Below are 20,868 nucleotides of genomic sequence, written 5' to 3'. Positions count from 1 at the left end.
GCTACCGACCGCCCCAGGTCGGCGTGTCGTCCTCGTCCCAGGTCAGCTTGTCGATCACGTCGACGACGCCGTTGACCCGCTGGACCATGCGTACCGCGATCTCCCCCTCGCTGCGCCGCGCGATCCGCCCGCTGAGCGTGACGACGCCCTGCGCGACGTCGACCGCGACGCCGGAGGTCTCCACCCAGATCTGGCGGTCGAGGACGTCCTCGCGGATCTCCCTGGCGAGGTCGGCGTCGGTGCGCACGAACACCTTGAGCAGGTCGTGCCTGCTGACGATGCCCTGCAGCCGTCCCTGCTCGTCGACGACGGGCAGCCGCTTGACGCCGTGGCCCTCCATCATCCGCACCGCGGTCACCACCGAGGTGTCGGGCGTGACGGTGACGGCGGGGCAGGTCATCAGCTCGCCGGCGGTGTCGCCACGGGCCTTGCGCTCGGCGGTGGCGCCCTCCTCGCTGAAGCGGTGGCGCAGCCGCGCCCGCAGCGGCGGCTGGTAGCCCTCACGGTAGTACTGGTCCTTGAACTCCTCCTTGTGCAGGAGATCGAGCTCGGAGACCACGCCGACGACGTGGCCCGCGGCGTCGACGACGGGTACGGCGCTGACGCCACGGGCCATGAGCAGCTCGGCGACGTCCTTGAACGAGGTGTCCGCGTGCACCGACGCGACGTCGGCGGTCATGACGTCCTTCACCTTCACGCGCATGGCGTGCTCCTTTCACCACGCACGGGCCGGGTGTGCGTCGCGGCCCGCGCCTGCCTGCCTCCATCTCAGCGCGTCGCGGCGCGGTCGCTAATAGGCAGAAGTCCCGTGTGGCAAGGCCTTTCGGCCACTGCCGTACGGCGGCCCGAGACGATGCAATGGACGCGTCCATTCGCGTATCCACAGGGAGGACGGCCACATGAGCGGACACATCGTCGTGGGCGTGGACGGCTCGGAGCCGGCGACGGCGGCGGTGCGCTACGCCGCGACCGACGCCGCCCGCAGGGGATGCGCGCTGCGCATCGTGCACGTCGCCGAGCCGTGGGCGCACGACCAGCTCAGGCGCGAGGCGCGCAGGCGGCCGGAGATCTCCGAGCACGAGGAGCTGCCCGAGGCGTACTGCCAGGGCGTGCTCGACGCCGCGGCCGACGCGGCGCGTCACCGCGAGCCGGACATCGAGGTGACCACCGAGCTGCGCACCGGCCGGGTGGTGGAGACGTTCCTCTCGGAGTCGGCGCGGGCCGAGCAGATCGTGCTCGGCAGCCGCGGCCTCGGCGGATTCGCCGGGCTGGTGCTCGGCTCGGTGACCATGGGCGTGGCCGGTCACGCGGCGGCTCCGGTGGTGGTGGTGCGCGAGGAGCCCGGCACCGTGTACGGCGAGATCGTCGTCGGCTACACGGCCGACGCCACGTCGGAGGCGGCGCTGGAGTACGCATTCGAGGAGGCGTCCCGCCGAGGCTGCACGCTGCGTGCCCTGTACGCCTGGCAGCCGCCCGCGTTCTCCCCGCTGATCCTTGGCTACACCCCGGTCTTCGAGGACACCTTCGACGCCCGCCGCACCGCCGCGCGGCACCTGCTCGACCCGTGGCGGAGCAAGTATCCGCGGGTCGATCTCGCCGAGACGACCGTCTGCGGCCATCCGGTCCCCGCGCTGCGCGACGCCTCCGAGCGGGCCGACCTGGTCGTGGTGGGCTCGCGCGGCCTGGACATCCTGGGCTCGGCCGTACTGGGCTCGGTGAGCCACGGCGTGCTGCACCACGTGCACTGCCCGGTCGCCGTCGTCCGCCCCCGCCAGGGCGGCGTCTGACGCGGCCCCGGCACGATCTCCGGTCCAACCCGTCCCCGGCGGCCGACGCTGTGCCGAAGCCGTGCGGACGGCGTGCCGAAGCCGTACCGACGGCGGGCCGACGCTGTGGCGGCGCCGTGCCAACGCCGTGCCAACGGCGTACCGACGCCGATCCCGACGCCGTGCCGAAGCCGTACCGACGGCGGGCCGACGCTGGGCCGACGCCGTGCCGACGGCGGGCATCCCACGGGCACGGGACGGGCCGGCCCCGGCCGTGTGCCCAAGGTCCCATCGGCCGGTGGCCTTCGGCAGTGGTCGCCCCAGCGGCGGGAATGATCCCCTGAAATCGTGATTCCTGCGCAAGAAGGCCGCTTCTCGCCCTCCGCCGCCGACGCAGGCGACGGACAACCCCCACCCGTATCAAACGGAAAAGGTCCGTCAGGGAAGCGATCCTCCCGCCGGGAGACCCCGGCGGCCCCCTCGCCGGACCCGATGAAACCCGCCGTTCGCACCGTCCGCGACCTTACGGACGACGAGGCCGCGCGGCTGCTGCGCGAGCACGGGCCGAACGAGCTTCCCCGGCCCAAGCGCCCGAGCCTGGCCCTGCGCGCCGTGCGTCAACTCTCCGACCCGCTGTCGATCCTGCTGCTGATCGCCGGCGCGGTGACGCTCGTGGTGCTGCGTGAGGTGCCCGAGGGCGCCGCCATCATGACCATCCTCGCCGTCAACGTCGTGATCGGCGTGAGCCAGGAGGTCAAGGCGGACAACGCCGTGCGGGCGCTGCACTCGCTCACCGCCCCGACGGCCCGGGTACGCCGCTCGGGGACGCCCCGCCGGATCCCCGCCGCCGAGGTGGTGCCCGGCGACCTCGTCGAGGTGGCCGCCGGGGACCGGGTGCCCGCCGACGCCGAGATCGTCGAGGCGCACGGCCTGGCGGTGGACGAGTCGGTGCTCACCGGCGAGTCGGCGTCCGCCGGCAAGCGCGCCGGCGGCGCGACCGGGCTCGACGTGCCCGTGGGCGACCGGGACGGCGAGCTGTTCTCCGGCACGCTGGTGGTGCGCGGCTCCGGCGCCGCCGTGGTGACCCGCACCGGCGAGGGCACCGAGGTGGGGCGCATCGCGACCGCGTTGTCCACCGAGCGGGTGAAGGGGCCGCTTGAACTGGAGCTCGCCCAGGTGTCCAAGCGCATCGGCGCCCTGGCGATCGCGGCCGGCGGGCTCATGGTGCTGATCGGGCTCACCCGGGTGGCGCGCGGCGACGCCGCCCTGCTCGACATCGTGCTCGCCGGGGTGGCGCTCGCCATCGCCGCCGTACCCGAGAGCATGGCCGCCGCCGTCACCACCGCGATGGCGCTCGGCGCGCAGCGCATGGCCCGCCTGGGCGTGATCGTGCGCAAGCTGTCGGCGATCGAGGCGCTGGGCTCCACCACCGTCATCGCCAGCGACAAGACCGGCACGCTCACCACCGGCCGGCTCGCCGTCGTGGACCGGGTGAGCGTGCCCGGGGCCGACGTCTGGCGGGCCGCCCTGCGGTGCAACGACGCCGAGGGCGGCCTCGGCGACGCGGTGGACGTGGCCCTGGCCGCCGCCGCGGACGAGGCGGGCGTACGCCGCGACCCGGCGGAGACCCGGCTGAAGGCGCGGCCGTTCGACGCGACGACCCGCTCCATGGCGGTCGTCGACCAGACCGCGCGGGGACCGCTGCTCACCGTCAAGGGCGCCCCCGAGGTCGTACTGGACCGCTGCGTCCGGGACGAGCACACCGCCCGCCTCGCCCGCGCCGTCCCCGACCTGGCCGGGCGCGGCCTGCGGGTGATCGCCCTGGCCGAGAAGGAGACCGACGACCTGGACGCCGACGGCCTGCGGCCCATCGCCCTGCTCGCGCTGAGCGACGAGATCCGCCCCTCGGCCCGCCGGGCGGTCGCCGACTGCCAGGACGCCGGAATCCGGGTGGTCATGGTCACCGGCGACCACGCCGACACCGCGCGGGTCGTGGCCGACCGCGTCGGCATCGCGGCAGGCCCCGTCGTCACCCAGCAGACGCTCGACCGCGGCCGGGACCGCGACCGCGACGCCGAGCTGAGCCGCGCCGCCGTGCTCGCCCGCGTGGACCCCAGCACCAAGCTCGACCTGGTACGCGCGCTGCGGGCACGCGGCGAGGTGGTCGCCATGACCGGCGACGGCGTCAACGACGCCCCCGCCCTGCGGCAGGCCGACGTCGGCGTGGCGCTCGCCGGCGACGAGGGCACCGACGTGGCCCGCGAGGCCGCCGCCGTGGTCGTCACCAACGGCGAGCTCGGCACGATCGTCACCGGCGTACGCGAGGGGCGGCGGCTGCACCACAACGTCGGCTCGATGATCGGATACCTGCTCGCGGGCAACCTCGCGGAGATCTTCCTCGTGCTCGCGGGGCTGTTCCTGTGGCCGGACCTGGTCGTGCCGCTGCTGCCGGTGCAACTGCTGTGGATCAACCTGGTGCTCGACGGCATCCCGGCGATCGCCCTCGGCGCCGACCGGCCCGCGGGCGACCCGCTGAAGTTGCGGCCGCGCACCGACGGGCTGCTGTCGCTGCCGGTGCTGCTGCGCGTCGCCGTACGGGCGCTGCTGGTCGGCCTGCTCGCGCTCGCCGCGGTCGAGGTCGCCCGGCGCCTCGGCTGGACCGACGAGCAGGTCCGCACCGTCGCGGTGCTCACCCTGGTCTTCGCGCGGCTCACCCTCGCCTACGTGGCCAGGGCCCGCCGCCACACCTTCGAACGCGGCTGGTGGCAGGGCCGCACCGTGATGGTCGCGGTCCTCGGCGCCGCCGCCCTGCAGACCCTCGTCACCCTGGTGCCCGTGCTCGGCGCCCCGCTCGCGCTGGTGCCCGTGCCGCCCGCCGGGTGGGCGATGGCGCTGGCCGCCGCGCTTGTCACCCCGCCGCTGTGCGACCTGGTTCGCGGAAGGAGGGCCGCCGCGTCATGAGGGGCCGCTCGATCACCGTCCTGCTCGTGCTCACCGTGGGGGCGCTGCTCGCCGGCGGCGCCGCCCACCTGCTCGGCGCGGCGACCGCCGCGCAGGCGATCTGGGCGGGCGGCACCGCGGTCGCGCTGCTGCCCGCGATCTGGTGGGTCGTCGAGACCGTGCGCGAGGGCCGCCTCGGCGTGGACGCCATCGCCGTGCTCGCCCTCGGCGGATCGCTCGCCGTCGGGGAGTACTTCGCCGGCGCGGTGATCGGCGTCATGCTCGCCACCGGCCGCGCCCTGGACGAGTACGCCCTGCGCCGGGCCCGCCGCGACCTCACCGCCCTGTACGAGCGCGCGCCCCGCACCGCCCGCCGCTACCGGGGCGGCGCCGACGGCGCCTTCTCCGGCCCCGTCGAGACCGTGCCGGTCGACCGGGTGCGCCGCGGCGACCCCCTGCTCGTCCCCAGCGGCGAGATCGTCCCGGTGGACGGCGTCGTCCGCGAGGGCACGGCCCTGCTCGACGAGTCGGCCCTCAGCGGCGAGTCGGTGCCGGTCGAACGCGTCGCCGGAGAGGCCGTGCGCAGCGGCGTCATCAACGCCGGCGCGCCGTTCGACATCGTCGCCACCGGCACCGCCGAGGAGAGCACCTACGCCGCCGTGGTGCGGCTCGCCGAGCAGACCGAGACCGACAGCGCCCCGGTGGTCCGGATCGCCGACCGCTACGCCGCCGCGTTCCTGCCCGCCACGCTGCTGCTCGCCGGAGCCGCCTGGCTGCTGTCCGGCGACCCGGTGCGGGCCGTGGCCGTGCTCGTCGTCGCCACCCCCTGCCCGCTGCTGCTCGCAGCCCCGGCCGCGATCGCCGCCGGCCTGTCGCGGGCGGCCAGGTACGGCGTGGTCGCCAAGGGCGGGGGCGCGCTTGAGACCCTCGGCCACGCCCGCACGCTCGTGCTGGACAAGACGGGCACGCTCACCTCGGGCCGTCCCCAGGTGGTGGACGTGGTGCCGGTGCCCGGCCGGGATCCCGACGAGGTGCTGGCCCTGGCCGCCGCCGTCGACCAGGTCTCCTCGCACGTGCTCGCGCACGCGATCGTGCACGCCGCCGCCGAGCGCGGGCTCACCCTCGGCCGGCCGTACGGGGTGCACGAGGAGCCCGGAACCGGCACCGAGGGCATGGTCGGCGAGCACGCCGTGCGCGTGGGCAAGGCCCGAGGCGTGCGGGAGGGCTGGGAACGCGCCCAGCGGGCCCGCGCCGCCCTTGACGGCGCGATGACGGTCTTCGTCACGGTGGACGGCGACACCGCCGGAGTGATCCTGCTGCGCGACGCCGTCCGCGCCGACGCGCCCCGCACCCTGCGCCGCCTGCGCCGGGCCGGGATCGAGCGGGTGGTCATGCTCACCGGCGACCGCGCCGACGTCGCCGAGAGCGTCGCCACCGTGCTCAACGTGGACCGGGTGCTGGCCGAGCGGCCGCCCGCGGCGAAGGTCGCCGCCGTCCGCGAGGAGGCCGCGCAGGCCGTCACGGTCATGGTCGGCGACGGCATCAACGACGCGCCCGCGCTCGCCGCCGCCCAGGTCGGGGTGGCGATGGGCGCACGCGGCTCGGCCGCCGCCGCGGGCGCCGCCGAGGTCGTGCTCACCGGCGACCGCATCGACCGGCTCGCCGACGCGATGGACGTGGCCCGCCGCTCGCGCCGCATCGCCGTACAGAGCGCCGCCGCCGGCATGGCGCTGTCCATCGCCGCCATGGCCGCGGCGGCGGCCGGGCTGCTGCCCCCGGCGGCCGGCGCGCTGCTGCAGGAGGCCATCGACGTCGCCGTGATCCTCAACGCGCTGCGCGCGCTGCATCCGGCCAAGGGCACCGGCACCAAGGTGGACGAGCCCACCGAGGAGATGCTGCGCGCCTTCGAGCACGAGCACCTCACCCTGCGCCCGCCCCTCGAACTGCTGCGCGAGGTCGCCGACCGCCTCGGCGCCGACCCGCCCGACGCGGTGCTGCCGCAACTGCGGCAGGTCCGCCGCTTCCTCGTCGACGACCTGCTCCCGCACGAGCGCGCCGAGGAGCAGCGGCTCTACCCGGCGGTCGGCCGCCTGCTCGGCGGCGCCGAGGTCACCGCCACCATGAGCAGGGCGCACGCGGAGATCGAGCGCCTGGTCGGCCGCCTGGGACGCCACCTGGAGGCGGCCGAGGACACGGGCCTGCGACCCGAGCGCCTCGACGACCTGCGCGCCTGCCTGTACGGCCTGCACGCCGTGCTGCTCCTGCACTTCGCCCAAGAGGAGGAGGCCTACTTCTCCCTGGCCGGCCAGCCGGGTCAGGACGCATCCCACGCCTGACCGCCGCGCCTGACCCCGTGCCTGACCCTGTGCCTGACCCCGCGCCTGACCCCGCGCCTGACCACTGCGGCGACACGCCCGAAGGCGGGAGGCCGCGGCGGCGAGGCGGCGCGCGGCCGCCGCGCCCACCGGCGGCCCGGCGGCCGTGCGCGGTGGCGCTTCGGCCCGCCCGCCGTCCGCCCGCCGTTCCGCATGATGGGTAAAGGGCGCAGGGTGACAGTGAAACGGCAGGTACGCGCCCTGATACGATGCGCGTCCCACATGTCTCCAAGGAGAACCATTGAGCGCTTCAGGTACCAGAGAGAACCTCGATCTGGCCGCGAGTGCGCGGGAGATCGCGGACAACGCGCCGGCCGGCTCGCTCCAGCAGGCCGCGGCGGGATCCGTCGCCGTCACCTGTGCGACCACGCGCACCGTGGCGGAGGCCCGGACCGTCCTCGAAGGCGTCACCCCCGAGGAGGTACGGCTCGCCGCGCTCGAACTGCTCGATCGCCTTGAGGCGGAGGAACCCGGCTCGCAGGACAGCTGATCTCGGGCCGGTCCGGACGCCGCCGTACCCGAGCGCCGGACGCCCCGGCCCCACCCGAAGTCAGCGCGACGAATTCAGCTGGACATTCAGCGGGACAGCTTCAGCGGGACGGATTCAGCGGGACGGGGTGACTCACGGGTGACTCACCCCGATCGGGGCCGCGCGGATCAGGCCTCGGGATCCTGGGCGAGAACCGAGCGTCCGCCGTCGACGGGCACGGTCGCGCCGTTGACGAAGCTCATCTCGTCCGACAACAGCCGGGCGATGACCGCCGCGACCTCGTCCGGACGCGCCACCCTGCCCAGGGGATGCAGCCTGCCCATCTCCCGCTCCACGCGGGCCGCCTCGGCGGGCCCCTGCCGCCGCAGGAACTCCCGATAGCGCTCGGTGTCCACCGAGCCGGGCGCGACCGCGTTCACGCGGACGCCGTGCCTGCCGTACTCCACCGCGAGCGCCCGCGTCAGCCCCTCGATCGCCGCCTTCGCCGTCACATACGGCGCGCACCCCGGCACGGCCATCCGCGCCTGATGCGAGGTGACGTTCACGATCGCCCCGGCGGTCCCGGCGTCGAGGAACCGCCGGATCGCCACCGCGCACCCGGTGACGGCCGGGTTCAGATTCACCGCGATCAGGTCGAGGACGTGCCGGGTCGGGCTGCTGTGCAGCGACGCGTCACGGAACAGGGCGGCGTTGTTCACCCAGCCCGTCAGCTCGCCCGCCGCCTGCGCCAGATCCGCCGCACGGTCCATGACGTCCTCGTCGGCGGCGTCGCCGATCACCGGCGTGATCCGGTCGCTCGCCGGGTGGCCGTCGGCCCAGGCGAGCGCCGCCTGCTCCAGCTCGACCACGATCACGGCGCCGCCGTCGCCGAGCAGCCGCTCGACGACCGCCCTGCCGATGCCACGCCCGCCTCCGGTCACCACATAGGAACGGCCCATGCCGTCACTATGCCCGCGCGCCGCGAACCCGACCAGGGAATGCCGCCAGGATTACACCCGTTCGCCGATTAATTTGGCGCAACCGCGTAACCAGGATTGATGCAAATGTGAGATGTAACACAGACCACTTTCTTCCCGTGAGAAGCAACACTCCCGGGCGCAACCCCGTCTCGGGAGTGTGAAGGCGGTCATCGGTGACCGTCATAGACGGGGAGAGGAAGATTCTCTGATGAAACGTATAGCCGCAGGAGTCCTGGCTGTCGCCGCGTGCGGTTCGGCGCTCCTGGTGCAGGGAACGGCTGGCGCCGCCGCCAGCCCCAGCACCGACCTTGAGGTCAGCGTCATCAACGTCGTCCCGTACCGGGTGCAGCTGCCGGCGGACGGTCGGCCCACCAAGGTCATCGTCAACGTCGCCATCAAGAACGCCAGCCGGGTGGAGGTGAGCCTCAAGCCGCTCGGCTTCGGGGCCCGCGGCACCGAGCCGAAGCAGGCCCGGACCTTCGACCGCGGCGACAGGCTGCGCTTCGCCGCCTTCTTCAACAAGAACGACAAGCCGGGCAAGTGGCTCGCCACGGCCGTGGCGTTCGACAAGTTCGGTCACAAGACGGCTGACAGCTACAGCTTCTTCGTCGATCCGGTCAAGCAGCAGGAGAAGGTCGACACCGAGATCCGCGACTTCGAGGTCACCCCCGGCCTCGTCCGCAGGGGCCGGTCGGTCCTCTTCGAGGGCGTCCTGGCCGCCACGGAGAGCCGCTTCAAGGGCATCCGCGACCAGGAGGTCGGCATCTACTTCCGCAGCAGTCGGCGGCAGGAGTGGAAGCTCGTGACGGAGACCGAGACCAACCGCTTCGGCCGGTTCTCCGCCAAGGCCCGCGCCTTCAAGAGCGGCGAGTACCGCGCCGTCTTCGAGGGCAACGAGGAGGCCAACGGCTCCGAGAGCGACGTCATCCGCGTGCGCGTCCGCGGCTTCGGACACGGCTTCTAAACCACGTCCCGACCAGCGCCAATCGGGAGCCCGGCCGGATCCCGGCCGCCGCCGCACCCGGCCCCACAAGGGCGCAGCGGACGGACGGTCGGCTAAAGATGCTCCCCGGCCGGTAAGACGGGCCTTCACACCGGCGTCGTGACACGCCGACCGGCACCCGGGTGGGCAGCCCGAAGGGCGGCGCGGACCACCTGATGACCGGCCGGGCACGGCGTCGGCCGTCGGCCCGAAGTGCGCGCCGGGCGCTCGCACCCGTGTCCCTGGCGAGCGTCCGGCGTCGTCTCCGGATCGTGAGAACGCCGCCCACCCCACGGGGGCTGGGCGGCTTTCCCGTTCTTGAGAGTTCTTTCTGGTAGTTCCCGAGTGGTTCTGAGCCGGGCAGGAACGCGGACCACCGGCTCATCCGGGCGCATATCGTGCGCCCCGGGCGCGCGGGGGCGGCGCGGGAGGCTCGCCGCGCGTCGTCATCCGAAGATCTGGGCGGCCCGGCGCTCGTACGCGCGGCGCCAGGACAGCCGGTAGAGCACCCGCATGATCATCGGTGCGGTGTCCAGGATGTGCTGCCGCTCGGCGGGACCGGCCACGTCCATGAGCCACGCCGCGATCATCGGCAGATCGCGCCCCTGACTCTTGCTCACCCGCTCGCCGACCTCCTCCCACCACTCGGCGCTGACACGCTCGCGGATCACCGGTACCGCGTGGGCCTCCTCCAGATCGAGGTGACCGCTCAGCAGTTCGTGCAGCCGACGCAGGTCGTCGGCCTTCTCCCGGGTCGTCAGGCGGCCGGAGGTGAGCCGCTCGATGACCGCGTCCATGTCCTGATGGTCCGCCTCCAGCCGGTCCAGCACCTCCCCGGCCTCTGGGGCGAGCGTCCGCAGCATCGGCCAGATCTCCTCGTCCTCGGAGGTGTGGTGGTGATGCAGGGCGCGCAGCAGCAACGCGGTGTGCTCGTCGATCGGGGCCAGTCGCCGGGCGTCGCCCGGATCGCAGCGGTCGTACGCGTCGGCGAGGCGCTTGAAGTCGCGTCGCAGCCCCGCGTGGAACACGAGAAAGAGAACGAGGTCGGGTGCGGGCTGTCCGGGCCGCCGGGCGGTCCCTTGGTTTGTCGTCGTCATGCCCCCACGATGCGCGCCCCCTCTATTGACGGACTGATGGCGCTCTTGTGGGCCACTGTCCCCGCCCCCGGCCTGCTCACAAGCGGACCCGAGGTCCCGCGTGACGGTTCCCGCGACCGCGTTCCCGCGACCGCGTTCCCATGGCCGCGTTCCCACGGCCACGTTGTCGCGCCACCGGCCGCTCGGCGTGCCCGCCGGAACGTCACGAACGTCACCCGCCGCCCGCCAGGCTTCGCCGTTCGGCGGCGATGACGCCGGCCCACCAGGTCAATCCGGCGCGCTCGCAGCGTTCGGCGGCGGCGTCCAGGTGGGCGCGGGCGGCGCCGGGATCGGGAGCCATCCGGCCAAGGTAGTAGCCGACCGGGCCGACGGGAAACGTGCTCGAACCGAACGACAACCTGCCCGCGTACGGCAGAAGCCGTTCATACGTCGCCGCGGCGGCGGCCGTGTCCCCGGCGGCGAGCTGGGCCCAGCCCAGGCAGCAGAGCGAGGACAGGCCGCTGAAGTCCCACGGAATCTCCCGCCAGCCGTCCTTCACGGCCTCCCGCAGGGCGGGCGCATCGTCGCGAGCGTGGGCGAACAGAACCCGCATGATCTGCCGGTGGGCCGGAATCGGGGAGAACTGGAGGATCAGGTCCTCGATCTCGGGGCTCGCCACATCGAACTCCCGGGCATGCGGCCCGCCGAGCGCCGGTGCATCCGACCCGGGATGCCCCACGCCCTCCTCCTGCCACGCCGCGAAGTCACTGTCGGCCAAGGCCGTGAAATCACCCTCGGCCGAGGCCGCGACGGGCCCCGACCGCCCGGCCCTCGGGGCGATCAGCCCGAGGAGCACGGTACGGATGACGACCGCGGAGGCGAGAACCGCCTGGGTATGCCAGAGATTCAACCGTTCCCCCGCCTCCGCCGCGGCGGCGAAGGCCGCGTCCGCTGCGGCGAAATCGCCGTCGATGAGCCGCCGCGCGCCCGTCCAGAGCAGGTGCTGGAAGCGCGGCCACGGCAGATCGAGCCGCTCGACGAGCACGGCCGCGCGTTCCGCGGCGCGATCGGCCCCCTCGATGTCGAACACCTCAAGCCGGGTACGCGCCAGGATCATGTGGCCGAGCAACTCGGACCCCGGCAGCCCGAGCTCGGTCAGCTCACGGCCGATGGCGTCCACCTCGGCGAGCCGTTCGGGAGTCAGGATGCTCAGATAGCGGGCGTTGAGCGTGACCGCGAGCAGCCGCGCGTCGGCCTCCCCCCGCGCCACGAGCCGCCGGGCCATCGCGAGAGCCTCGGCCGAGGCGGTGTCGCAGCGCGGATCGACCTTGACGTCCAGCAGTTCCATGCCGAGGCAGCCGAGCAGCCTGCACCGCAGCTCGGAGTCGCCCGGCGGAAGCGCCGCCAGCGCGTCCTCGATGCGCCGCACCGTGTGCAGTTCCAGGTCGCCGTAGGTGTTGAACAGCCGCCACAGGCCGGGTGCCTCAAGACTGGTGAGGGCGCGGGCGGTGAGCACCGGATCGCCCGAGCCGTCGGCCGCGCGTACGGCCTCCGCCCGCGTCCGCCTGGCCGCGACACCGTCGCCCGCGTCAAGCTGGGCGCGTACCAGGCCGAGCAGCAGCTCCACGTGCTCGGCCGGGTCGGCGTCGGCGAGCGCGGCGTGCGTGTCGACGGCGCGCCGCCACCATAGCGCCGCGTCCTCGTAGGCGTGCCGCGCCGAGGACTGCCGGGCGGTGGCGCTCGCCCAGCGCACCGCCCGCTCCGCCGCGGGAGGACCGGCCGCGATCGCATGCCGGGCGAGCATGGCGAGGTCGGGGCCGGGCCGGCGCTCCAGCACGCTCAGCGCCTTCAGATGCAGTTCGGACCTGCGCGCGGAGGAGATGTCCCCATAGATCGTCTCGCGTACCAGATCGTGCGCGAAACGCAGGTCATCGGCGAGCAGCCGCATCCGGACCGCCGTGTCGAGCGCACCGTCCACGTCCCGGCCGCACATCTCCGCCAGGGCCTGCCGGTCGGCGGCGGCGCCGAGCACGGTGGCGGCCTCAAGCACGGCCCGATGCTCGGCGGACAGCCTCAGCAGCCTGCGGCGGAGCACGTCGGCGAGCCCTTCGGGCACGGTGGTGAGCGCACGCGCCATGCCCTGGTCCTCGGCGAGCCGGACGATCTCCCGCACGAACAACGGGTTGCCCCGGGTGCGCTCGGTCAGCGCCGCCGCCTGCTCCGGCCCCGCGAGCCCGGCGACATCGCCCCCACCCCCCGCCTCGCCACCCGTCCCGTCACCCGTCCCGCTCGCCAGCATCTCGGCGACCAGGGCCCCTACGGTGGCGGCGTCGAGGCCCGCGAGCGGCAGTCGCAGCGCGTCGGCACGGCCCAGCATGCCGAGCGCGTCGTACACGGCCGGGCCGCCCTCCCCGGACCGCACGGTCACCGCGACGACCACCCGGCCGCGCAGCAGCGCCGCCAGATCGGCAAGCAAATCCAAGGAGGCGACGTCGGCCCATTGCAGATCGTCCACCACGATCAGCAACGGCCGATCGGCCGCCACCCGCCCGAGATACCCCGCGACGCCCCGGTGCAGCCGGAATCGCGCCTCACCCGCCTCGGCGGGCGGCCCGGCGGCGGGCTCATCCTCCAAAAGCACGTCCAACGCCGTCGCGAGCCCATCCGGCGGAACCTCGACGCTCAGCTCCCGGGCGATCTGCTGCCACGGCCACAGCGCGGGCGCCCCAGAGGTCTCATGGCAGTGCCCCCACGCCACCCGCCACCCCCGCGGAGCCAGACGCTCGGCGAACGCCGTGGCCAGCCACGTCTTGCCGATACCCGGCTCACCCGAGATCACCGCGAAGCGCGGCCGCCCCCCACGGGCCTCGTCCGCCAGCTTGTCGAGCCGCTCCAACTGCGGAGCCCGCCCGCTCGCCGCACGAGCGGAGATTTCGCCCTCCTCCTGGCCACCCCCGCCCTCTCCGGCGACTCCCCGGCCCGTGACGTCGCCGCCGCCCGGCGTCTCCTCACCGCCCGTGGCGTCGTCAACAAGCCCGGCCGCCCCCGCGCCGTCCCTCCTGCCCTCCGCGCCCCCGGCCCCTCCGGCGATCACGCCGACGGGAGACGCCGCCGGAGGATCGAGCGACGGATCCTGCGCGAGGATCGCCGCCTCCAGCCGACGCAGTTCGGGCCCGGGATCGAGCCCCAGCTCGGCGGCGAGGCGAACGCGGGCCGTACGCAGCGCCTCCAAAGCGTCGGCCTGCCGCCCGAGCCGGTACAGCGCACGGGCGAGCAGCCCCCACAGCCCTTCCCGCAGCGGATGGGCATGGGCCAGCGCCTCGATCTCGGCCGTCGCGTTCGGATCGCCGCCATCGAACAACTCGGCCAGGTGCTTCTCACGAACGGTCAGATGCGCCTCGTTAAGCCGCTCGATCTCCGCCCGCAACCAGGGCACGTCGGCGAACTCCTCATACGGCGTACCCCGCCACAACCGCAGCGCCTCGCCGTACGCGCCGGACCGGGCCAACCTGGTGAACTCGTCCGCGTCCACGCCCCCGGTGACCAGGGCGTACCCGGGAGGCCGGTTGACCAGCACCGACGACGGCGTACGCGGAGCCCGCCCGGGCTCCAGCAGCCGACGCAGATTGGAGACGTAGCTGTGCAACGCTCCAACGGCCCGCGGCGGCGGCTCCCCGTTATAAAGATCGTCCACAAGCGCGTCCACCGACACCGTCGCGCCCCGCGCGATGATCAGCCGCGCGAGCAGCAACCGGGGCCGAGGCCCGCCAAGGTCCACCGGCGTTTCACCGACGTATGCCTCAAACGGACCCAGCACCCGAAATGTCACCGACATGCGGGAATTGTGCCATGCTGCCCGCCGTACCGAGCGCCCCGGACCACCGCCGATCCCGGTTCCCCCCAGTGACCGGCACCACCCCACCCGCCAAAACGAAACCCGATCACCGCCGCAGTCCGACCAAGCCCCGACCCGGTCACCGCCTCCCCTGCGGACCGCCACACGCAGCAGAACCCGTGAGTCACGATCGGTGACGCCAAGCGTTGTCACGCCTACTCAGGGATACAAAAGTGTCCTCTGGTTCGCCGTCAGGTCAGGAGCCCGATTTTGTCGGCGAGTTGCCGCCTGGGTACGTGTCGCGGGCAACTCGGCTTCCAGCGTCATCCGACGCGCATAGCCGTTGTACCGGATCGTCTCCGGCGCGGTCTGCTCGGCCAGTTTTAGCGTGCCGAGCACGGCCTCATGGTCCCGCTGCAGATGGTGGGGGCGGGCTACCTCGATCAGGTGCCGTCCCCGGCGGGGGCGAATGTCTGCCTCGATGGCCGTTGCCTGCGATGGCACTGAACAGGCTTCTTCGCACAAAGGGCCCTAGAAAGGGCCCTAAATGGCGCGCACCCGGAAATCGCCGTTTATTGATTGGCCGTGACGGATCCGGCGTCGGGTGTCAGGTTGCGGGCTCCGCGGTTTCGGGAGGGGTGGGTGTGTCGGCCAGGACGGTGCCTGCCAGGTGTTCGGCGTAGCGGGCCAGTTCGGTGTGGTCGCGGCCGGGGCCCAGTTCGTGTCGGGCGGCCTGGCAGTATTCGACGGTGGCCTCGGTGATCGGGGCCGTGGTGCCGGTGGCGTGGGCAAGGCCGAGGGCGATGTCGAGGTCCTTGACGAGCAGGTCGAGGCTGAAGGCGGAGTCGAATGAGCGGGAGAGGACGTACTGGCGGAACTTGCGCTTGGTCGAGTTGTTCATGCCGGTGGAGGCGTTGAGGACGTCGACCATCATCTCGGGGGAGAGGCCGAAGCGCTTGCCGATGAGCAGGACCTCGATGCCGATCAGGAAGCCGCCCGCGGAGCACAGGTTGTTCAGCGCCTTCATGGCGTGGGCGGAGCCGACCTCGCCGGTGCGGGTGACGCTCGATCCCATCACCGAGAGCACGTCGGTGACGTACGCGACGTCCTCGTCGTCGCCGCCGGCCATGATGGCGAGGTCGCCGGTGACGGCGCGGGGGACGCCGCCCGAGACCGGGGCGTCCACGAAACGGCCGCCGCGCTCGCGGACCGTCTCGGCGAGGGCGCGGGTGCGCACGGGGTCGCCGGAGCTCATCTCCACGACGGCGGCGCCGGCGCGGAGGTCGGTCAGCGCGCCGTCGGGGCCGAGGAGCACCTGTTCGACGATGGCGCTGTTCGGCAGCATCGTGATGATCACGTCGGCTTGGCCGCCGATCTCGCGGGGGGACGCGGGCCTGCCGCCCGCCTCCTTGGCCAGCGTCTCGGCCCGGCCCGGTTCCGCGTCGCACAGCAGGACCTCGTAGCCGGCGCCGAGCAGGCGGCGGGCCATGGGGGCGCCCATCGCGCCCAGGCCGATGAAACCGATGACAGGCTTGCGGTCACCGCTCGTCATCGCCGAGCGCCCCCTCCTCCACGAGAACCTGGTGGGCGGCCTTGAAGGCGTCGAGGCCGGCGGGGATGCCGCAGTAGACGGTCGCGTGCAGCAGGGTCTCGCGGATCTCCTCGACGGTCACGCCGTTGCGCAGCGCGCCCCGGACGTGGAGCTTGATCTCGGGGCTGCGGTTGAGCGCGGTGAGCATGGCCAGGTTGAGCAGGCTCCGGGTCTTGCGGTCCAGGCCCTCGCGGGACCAGGTGTATCCCCAGCACCACTCGGTGGTGACGTTCTGGAAGGACCGCATGAAGTCGTCGGCGTTCGCCAGCGACGCATCGACGTACTCCGGGCCCAGAACCTCTCGCCGGATCTCCAGCCCGCGTGCGAAGAGCTGCTCGGCCTCGGGTGTGGCATCAGCCATGTCGGATCCCCTCGTTCTCGGTCCCGGCGCGTCGCCCGGAATGCGTCCAGAGGCTAACATCATGTCACCTATCAGACAAGCAGACCGCTGACCGGTGCCGCTGTAGGAACGTTCCAATGCGGACCGGAGGCTGTTTGGTAGGAGATGTCGGCTCAGCCGCTGCTTTCCAGCCGTTCCAGGGCGGCCCGGCGGGCGGCGGCGACGTGCTCGCGGCACAGGCGTTCCACCAGGTCGGCGTCGCCGGTGTCCATCGCCGCCAGGATGGCGCGCAGTTCGCGCAGGGTCTCCGGCGGGCGGCCCTCGGCGGACAGCGAGGTGGAGCGGAGCATGCTGGTACGGCGCTGCAGCCCCGTGGCGACCTGGTGCGCGATCTTGTTGCCCGAGCCGGTGAACAGGACGTCGTAGAACTCGTCCTTGATCGCGATAAGGCTGCGGGGGTTGTCCATCTCGGCCTCGAACCGGTCCACGGCCGCGCGCAGCGCCGCGCGCTGCTCCGGGGTCGCCGAGTGGGTGAACAGGCGGCCCGCGAGTCCTTCGAGGACGGCCCGTACGTCGTACAACTGGCGCGCCTCGTCGGGGGTCACCGTCGTCACGATGGTCCCCTTGCCGGGGACGGACGTGACGAGGCCCTCGCTCTCAAGCTGCCGCAGCGCCTCGCGGACGGAGGGACGGCTGGCGCCGGTGAGCTCGCACAGCTCGCGCTCGATCAGCAACTCGCCCGGCTTGAAGCGCAGGTCGGTGATCGCGGCCCGGACCAGCCGCGCGACCTGGTTGCGGATGGGCTCGGCTCGCTGCACCTGCATGCTCTTGTCCAACGCTGTGAACGCCTCTCCGCTACGAGCCGCCCGGTTACGGATCTGTTACCTATCATACAGACGGATGACTGTCAGGTGACGGCGACGAGTTCGCCCGGTCCGCCCCCCGCAGGCATGACCACGGCTTTCGTTGGACACATCATCGAGCACGGCCAGGTGCCCGGGGGAGGGGACAGCATGATCGCACAAGGGGGCGTCGGGGGCGGGGGCGGACCAGAGGTCGTGCCATGACCAGCAGGCTGCTGCACCCCGGCCTGGGCGCGCTCGGGTACGACGGCGTCAGGAACACGCTGCGGCGGGACTCGTCGGCGCCGGTCGTCGCGGTACGCGGGCTGGAGGTGCGGGCGAGCGTGCCGCCGCTGATCCGGCACGACGGCCGTCAGGTGGTGCGGTTCGACACGGTCCATCCCGACGCGGGCTCGGCAGCGGGTTCGGGGGCGGGTTCGGGGGCGGGTTCGGCAGCAGGTCCGGGGGCGGGTCTTGGCGTGCATCTCGGTCTCGCCGGTCCTGTCGGTCTTGCGGGGCAGGCCGCCGCCGCGTCGCCCCTCGGCGGCGATCTGGAGTACGTGCTGCGCGACGACGCGGGCGCGGTCGTGGATCGGGGGGCCGGGCCGATGCTGTTCGTGCCGGAGGCCGGCGGGCCGCGGCGGCTGACGGTGGAGGTCCGGGACTCGCGCGGCGAGGTCGGCGTGGGGGAGGTGACGGTGACGCCGCAGCGCCGGTGGGAGGTGTTCGTGGTGCATCACTCGCACCTGGACCTCGGCTACACCGACACCCGTGGCGATGTGCTCCGCCACCACCTCGACCATCTTGACGCGGCGCTGCGCCTCGCCGAGCGGACCGCGCACTGGCCGGACGACGCCCGGTTCCGCTGGACGGTCGAGTCGTCGCTGCCCGCGCTGCGGTGGCTGCGCTCGCGTCCGCGCGAAATGGTCGAGCGGTTCGCCGAGCGGGTGCGGGCGGGTGGCATCGAGATCACGGCGTTTCCCATGCAGTCGCATCTGGAGGCGTGCTCGGAGGAGGAGCTGCGGCGTCAGCTCCGCTTCGTCGCCGAACTGCGCGGCCGGTACGGCTTCGCGATCCGCTCGGCGATGCACACCGACGTGCCGGGGGCGGTCGTCGGAGTCGTGGACGCGCTGGCGGAGGCGGGCGTGCGCTACCTGTCGGCGGCGCACAACTGGGCCGGGAGGTCGGTGCCGTACCTGGTGGGCGGGGAGCGGCTCACCCGGCCGTTCCGGTGGCGTGCGCCGAGCGGCAACGAGCTGCTGGTCTGGTTCACCGACACGCCGCACGGGCTGGCGTACATGGAGGGCAACACCGTCGGGCTCGCCGACGGGTACGACCTGGCCGTGGACCTGCTGCCGCGCTACCTGTCGGCGCTGGCGCGGCGGCCGTATCCGTACCGGCCGGGGGCCTTCGGGTGGACGGGGCCCGACGTGGCGCGGGAGCCGTACGGGCTGGACGTGGTGCACCTGCGGGTGCAGGGCGCGGACGCCGACAACGCCGGGCCGTCGCTCACCCCGGCCGCGATCGTGCGGCGGTGGAACCGTGAGTGGGCGTATCCGCGCCTGCGCAGCGCCGTCAACGCCGACTTCTTCGTCCGCGTCGAAGAGCGGTACGGCGACCGGCTCGACGTGCACGAGGGTGACTGGACCGACTGGTGGGCCGATGGGCTCGGGTCGGGGGCACGCCCGCTCGGCTACGTGCGCCGGGCGCAGAGCGCGCTGCGCACCGCCGAGACGCTGGACGCGCTGGCCCTGGCGCGGAATGGCGGCACCGGGCAGGGCACCGGCGGCTCTGGTCAGGGCGTCGGCGCCGCCGATGACGGCGGCACGGCGGGCTATGACGGCACCGCAGGCGTCGGCGGCGCCGCGGGTGAGGTCGGCGGTGATGTCGACGCCGGTGGTGGTGCGGGTGCCGACGCCGATGACGGCGGCACTGGGGGCGTCGGCGGCACGTCGGGCTATGACGGCACCGGAGGCGTCGGCGGCGCCGCGGGTGAGGTCGGCGGTGATGTCGACGCCGGTGGTGGTGCGGGTGCCGACGCCGATGTCAGCGCCGGTGACGACGTTTATGACCGTGCCTACGACAAGGTGGCGCTGTTCAACGAGCACACCTGGGGCGCGGCCACCCCCTGGGGGGACGCCGAGGAGGGGCACGAGTCGGGGGCCGTGCAGTGGGTGCGGAAGGCGGCGGTGGCGTACGAGGCGTACGACGACGCGCTGGACGCCCTGCATGGCGCGGCGCGGCGCTTCGGGGCGACCTTTCCCGCCGAGGGGGTCGCCTGCTTCATCGTGTTCAACCCGTACGTGGCGGTTCGCACCGACCTGGTGGAGGCGTTCCTGCCGCACGACGTGGTCGCGCTCGACGAGCCGATCGCGCTCCAGGACGCCCGCACCGGCGTGCCGATCCCGCACCACGAGCGGATCGTCCGCCCCCGCGACTGGCCGCCGCGCCCCCCGGGCCGCCGCCTGCGCGCGGTCGTCCCCGACGTGCCGGGCGTGGGCTATGTGCGGGTGAACGTGGTGCCCGCCGCCGCGCCGCCGCCCGCGCCGGCCCGCATCGGCGACGTGATCGAGAACGAGTTCTACCGGGTGTCATACCTCATCGAACGCGGGCACATCGGGTCGGTCTTCGACAAGGTCGCCGGGCGGGAGCTGGTGAATCCGCTGGCGGTGGCGGGGTTCGGGCAGTACGTCTACGACCGGTACGCCAGCGCCCCGCATTTCAGCCACATGTCCGGAAACGTGCTGGCGTACGACGGGAGGCTGCTGGGCGACCGCAGCATCGGCCGCCACGCCACGTTCGTGCGCGCCGAGCGCACCGCGGTCGGCGAGCGGCTCGTCGTCGAGCTGCACGGCAAGGGCGTCGACTGGCTGCGCACCACGGTCGAACTGGCCGCCGGGGTGCCCCGGGTCGACATCCGGCACCGCATCGCCAAGCAGGGCACGCCCGCCAAGGAGGCGGCCTTCTTCGCCTTCCCGTTCGCCTGTGCCGACCCGTCGATCGTCTGGGAGCTGACCGGCGGCGTCGGCGGGACGCACCTGCCCCGGGTGCCCGGCGCGGCGCGGCACCTGATCCCCGTCCGGCACTGGATCGCCCTGTCCGACCCCGAGCTGTCCATCGCCTGGGCCACCTTGGAGGCCCCGCTCGTCCAGCTCGGCTCCATCCACATGCCGTACGCGCCGTTCCCGCCGACCGTCGAGGAGGAACCGGCCACCGTCTACTCCTGGGTCCTGAACAACATCTGGGACACCAACTTCCCGTCACAGCAGCAGGGCGAGACGACCTTCCATTACGCCGTCGGCTCGGCGGCCGGTGCGCCCCCGCGTCGGCTCGGCGCCGACGTCGCCGCCGGTCTCACCGACCGCTTCGCCGCCGTCCTCGCGACAGGCCCCGCCCACCGCGCCGCGCGCCCCGCCCGCCCCTGTTGCCGCGGCGATCAACCCGGGGTCGTTCCCGCCGAGGGTCTTGTCGGCGTGGACCGCCCCGACGTGCTCGTCACCTCGCTGGGCCGTACCGGAGGGAGGCTGGTCGCGCGTCTTCGATCACTGTCGGAACGGCCGGCGACCGTGACGGTCCGGGCCACCGGTCGGCCCTCCGCACGGGTGCGGGTGCCCGCCTGCGGCGTCGCGGTCGCCGAGCTCGGCACGCTGTAGGGGCGGGCGCGCGGCGGGA

The 20,868-nt window shown here is 73.4% G+C and carries 14 protein-coding genes; 6 read left to right on the top strand and 8 right to left on the bottom strand.

Annotation, left to right across the window (positions count from 1 at the left end):
• Position 1: 1 nt before the first annotated feature.
• On the bottom strand, positions 2-703 hold the full coding sequence (locus AB0K60_RS07920) for a CBS domain-containing protein (protein ID WP_364049830.1): 702 nt from the start codon (positions 701-703) through the stop codon (positions 2-4).
• Between the two features lie 196 nt (positions 704-899).
• Between AB0K60_RS07920 and AB0K60_RS07915 the strand changes: the two genes are divergently transcribed.
• The 4 genes from AB0K60_RS07915 to AB0K60_RS07900 all read left to right on the top strand — a co-directional run bounded on the left by AB0K60_RS07915 (position 900) and on the right by AB0K60_RS07900 (position 7,571).
• Positions 900-1,787, top strand: a complete 888-nt coding sequence (locus AB0K60_RS07915) for a universal stress protein (protein ID WP_364049828.1) — start codon at positions 900-902, stop codon at positions 1,785-1,787.
• A gap of 471 nt (positions 1,788-2,258) precedes the next feature.
• Positions 2,259-4,727: a cation-transporting P-type ATPase gene (locus AB0K60_RS07910; protein ID WP_364049826.1), complete on the top strand. Its 2,469-nt coding sequence runs from the start codon at positions 2,259-2,261 to the stop codon at positions 4,725-4,727.
• The gene (locus AB0K60_RS07905; RefSeq protein WP_364049824.1) at positions 4,724-7,042 is read left to right on the top strand and encodes a heavy metal translocating P-type ATPase; all 2,319 of its coding nucleotides are present in this window, start codon (positions 4,724-4,726) and stop codon (positions 7,040-7,042) included. Before AB0K60_RS07910 ends, AB0K60_RS07905 begins: the two co-directional genes overlap by 4 nt.
• Positions 7,043-7,322: 280 nt before the next feature.
• Positions 7,323-7,571, top strand: a complete 249-nt coding sequence (locus AB0K60_RS07900; RefSeq protein ID WP_364049822.1) for a hypothetical protein — start codon at positions 7,323-7,325, stop codon at positions 7,569-7,571.
• Between the two features lie 167 nt (positions 7,572-7,738).
• Here AB0K60_RS07900 and AB0K60_RS07895 read toward each other — a convergent pair whose 3' ends face one another.
• A complete protein-coding gene (locus AB0K60_RS07895) occupies positions 7,739-8,509 on the bottom strand; it encodes an SDR family oxidoreductase (RefSeq protein WP_364049820.1) in 771 nt (256 codons plus the stop codon).
• 229 nt (positions 8,510-8,738) lie between these two features.
• On the opposite strand from AB0K60_RS07895, the gene AB0K60_RS07890 reads away from it, so the two are divergent.
• Complete coding sequence (locus AB0K60_RS07890; RefSeq protein WP_364049818.1) at positions 8,739-9,494, top strand: hypothetical protein; 756 nt, start codon at positions 8,739-8,741, stop codon at positions 9,492-9,494.
• A 464-nt stretch (positions 9,495-9,958) separates the two neighbouring features.
• Here AB0K60_RS07890 and AB0K60_RS07885 read toward each other — a convergent pair whose 3' ends face one another.
• The 6 genes from AB0K60_RS07885 to AB0K60_RS07860 all read right to left on the bottom strand — a co-directional run bounded on the left by AB0K60_RS07885 (position 9,959) and on the right by AB0K60_RS07860 (position 17,178).
• The gene (locus AB0K60_RS07885) at positions 9,959-10,609 is read right to left on the bottom strand and encodes a hemerythrin domain-containing protein (RefSeq protein WP_364049816.1); all 651 of its coding nucleotides are present in this window, start codon (positions 10,607-10,609) and stop codon (positions 9,959-9,961) included.
• Positions 10,610-10,820: 211 nt separating this feature from the next.
• Positions 10,821-14,423, bottom strand: a complete 3,603-nt coding sequence (locus AB0K60_RS07880; protein WP_364049814.1) for a BTAD domain-containing putative transcriptional regulator — start codon at positions 14,421-14,423, stop codon at positions 10,821-10,823.
• Positions 14,424-14,642: 219 nt separating this feature from the next.
• A complete protein-coding gene (locus AB0K60_RS07875) occupies positions 14,643-14,927 on the bottom strand; it encodes a hypothetical protein (RefSeq protein WP_364049812.1) in 285 nt (94 codons plus the stop codon).
• A 103-nt stretch (positions 14,928-15,030) separates the two neighbouring features.
• Positions 15,031-15,975 (bottom strand): NAD(P)-dependent oxidoreductase, encoded by a 945-nt coding sequence (locus tag AB0K60_RS07870; protein WP_364049810.1) that lies wholly within the window; start codon positions 15,973-15,975, stop codon positions 15,031-15,033.
• On the bottom strand, positions 15,962-16,375 hold the full coding sequence (locus AB0K60_RS07865; protein ID WP_364049808.1) for a carboxymuconolactone decarboxylase family protein: 414 nt from the start codon (positions 16,373-16,375) through the stop codon (positions 15,962-15,964). The genes AB0K60_RS07870 and AB0K60_RS07865 overlap by 14 nt, the downstream gene beginning before the upstream one ends.
• Positions 16,376-16,527: 152 nt before the next feature.
• Positions 16,528-17,178: a GntR family transcriptional regulator gene (locus AB0K60_RS07860; RefSeq protein ID WP_364049806.1), complete on the bottom strand. Its 651-nt coding sequence runs from the start codon at positions 17,176-17,178 to the stop codon at positions 16,528-16,530.
• 239 nt (positions 17,179-17,417) lie between these two features.
• Here AB0K60_RS07860 and AB0K60_RS07855 point away from each other — a divergent pair, with 239 nt between their 5' ends.
• The gene (locus AB0K60_RS07855; protein ID WP_364049804.1) at positions 17,418-20,849 is read left to right on the top strand and encodes a hypothetical protein; all 3,432 of its coding nucleotides are present in this window, start codon (positions 17,418-17,420) and stop codon (positions 20,847-20,849) included.
• Positions 20,850-20,868: the final 19 nt, after the last annotated feature.

This window comes from Thermopolyspora sp. NPDC052614, assembly GCF_040678635.1.
In the GTDB taxonomy this organism is placed as follows: domain Bacteria; phylum Actinomycetota; class Actinomycetes; order Streptosporangiales; family Streptosporangiaceae; genus Thermopolyspora.
This window is presented reverse-complemented; position numbering and strand designations above follow the sequence as displayed.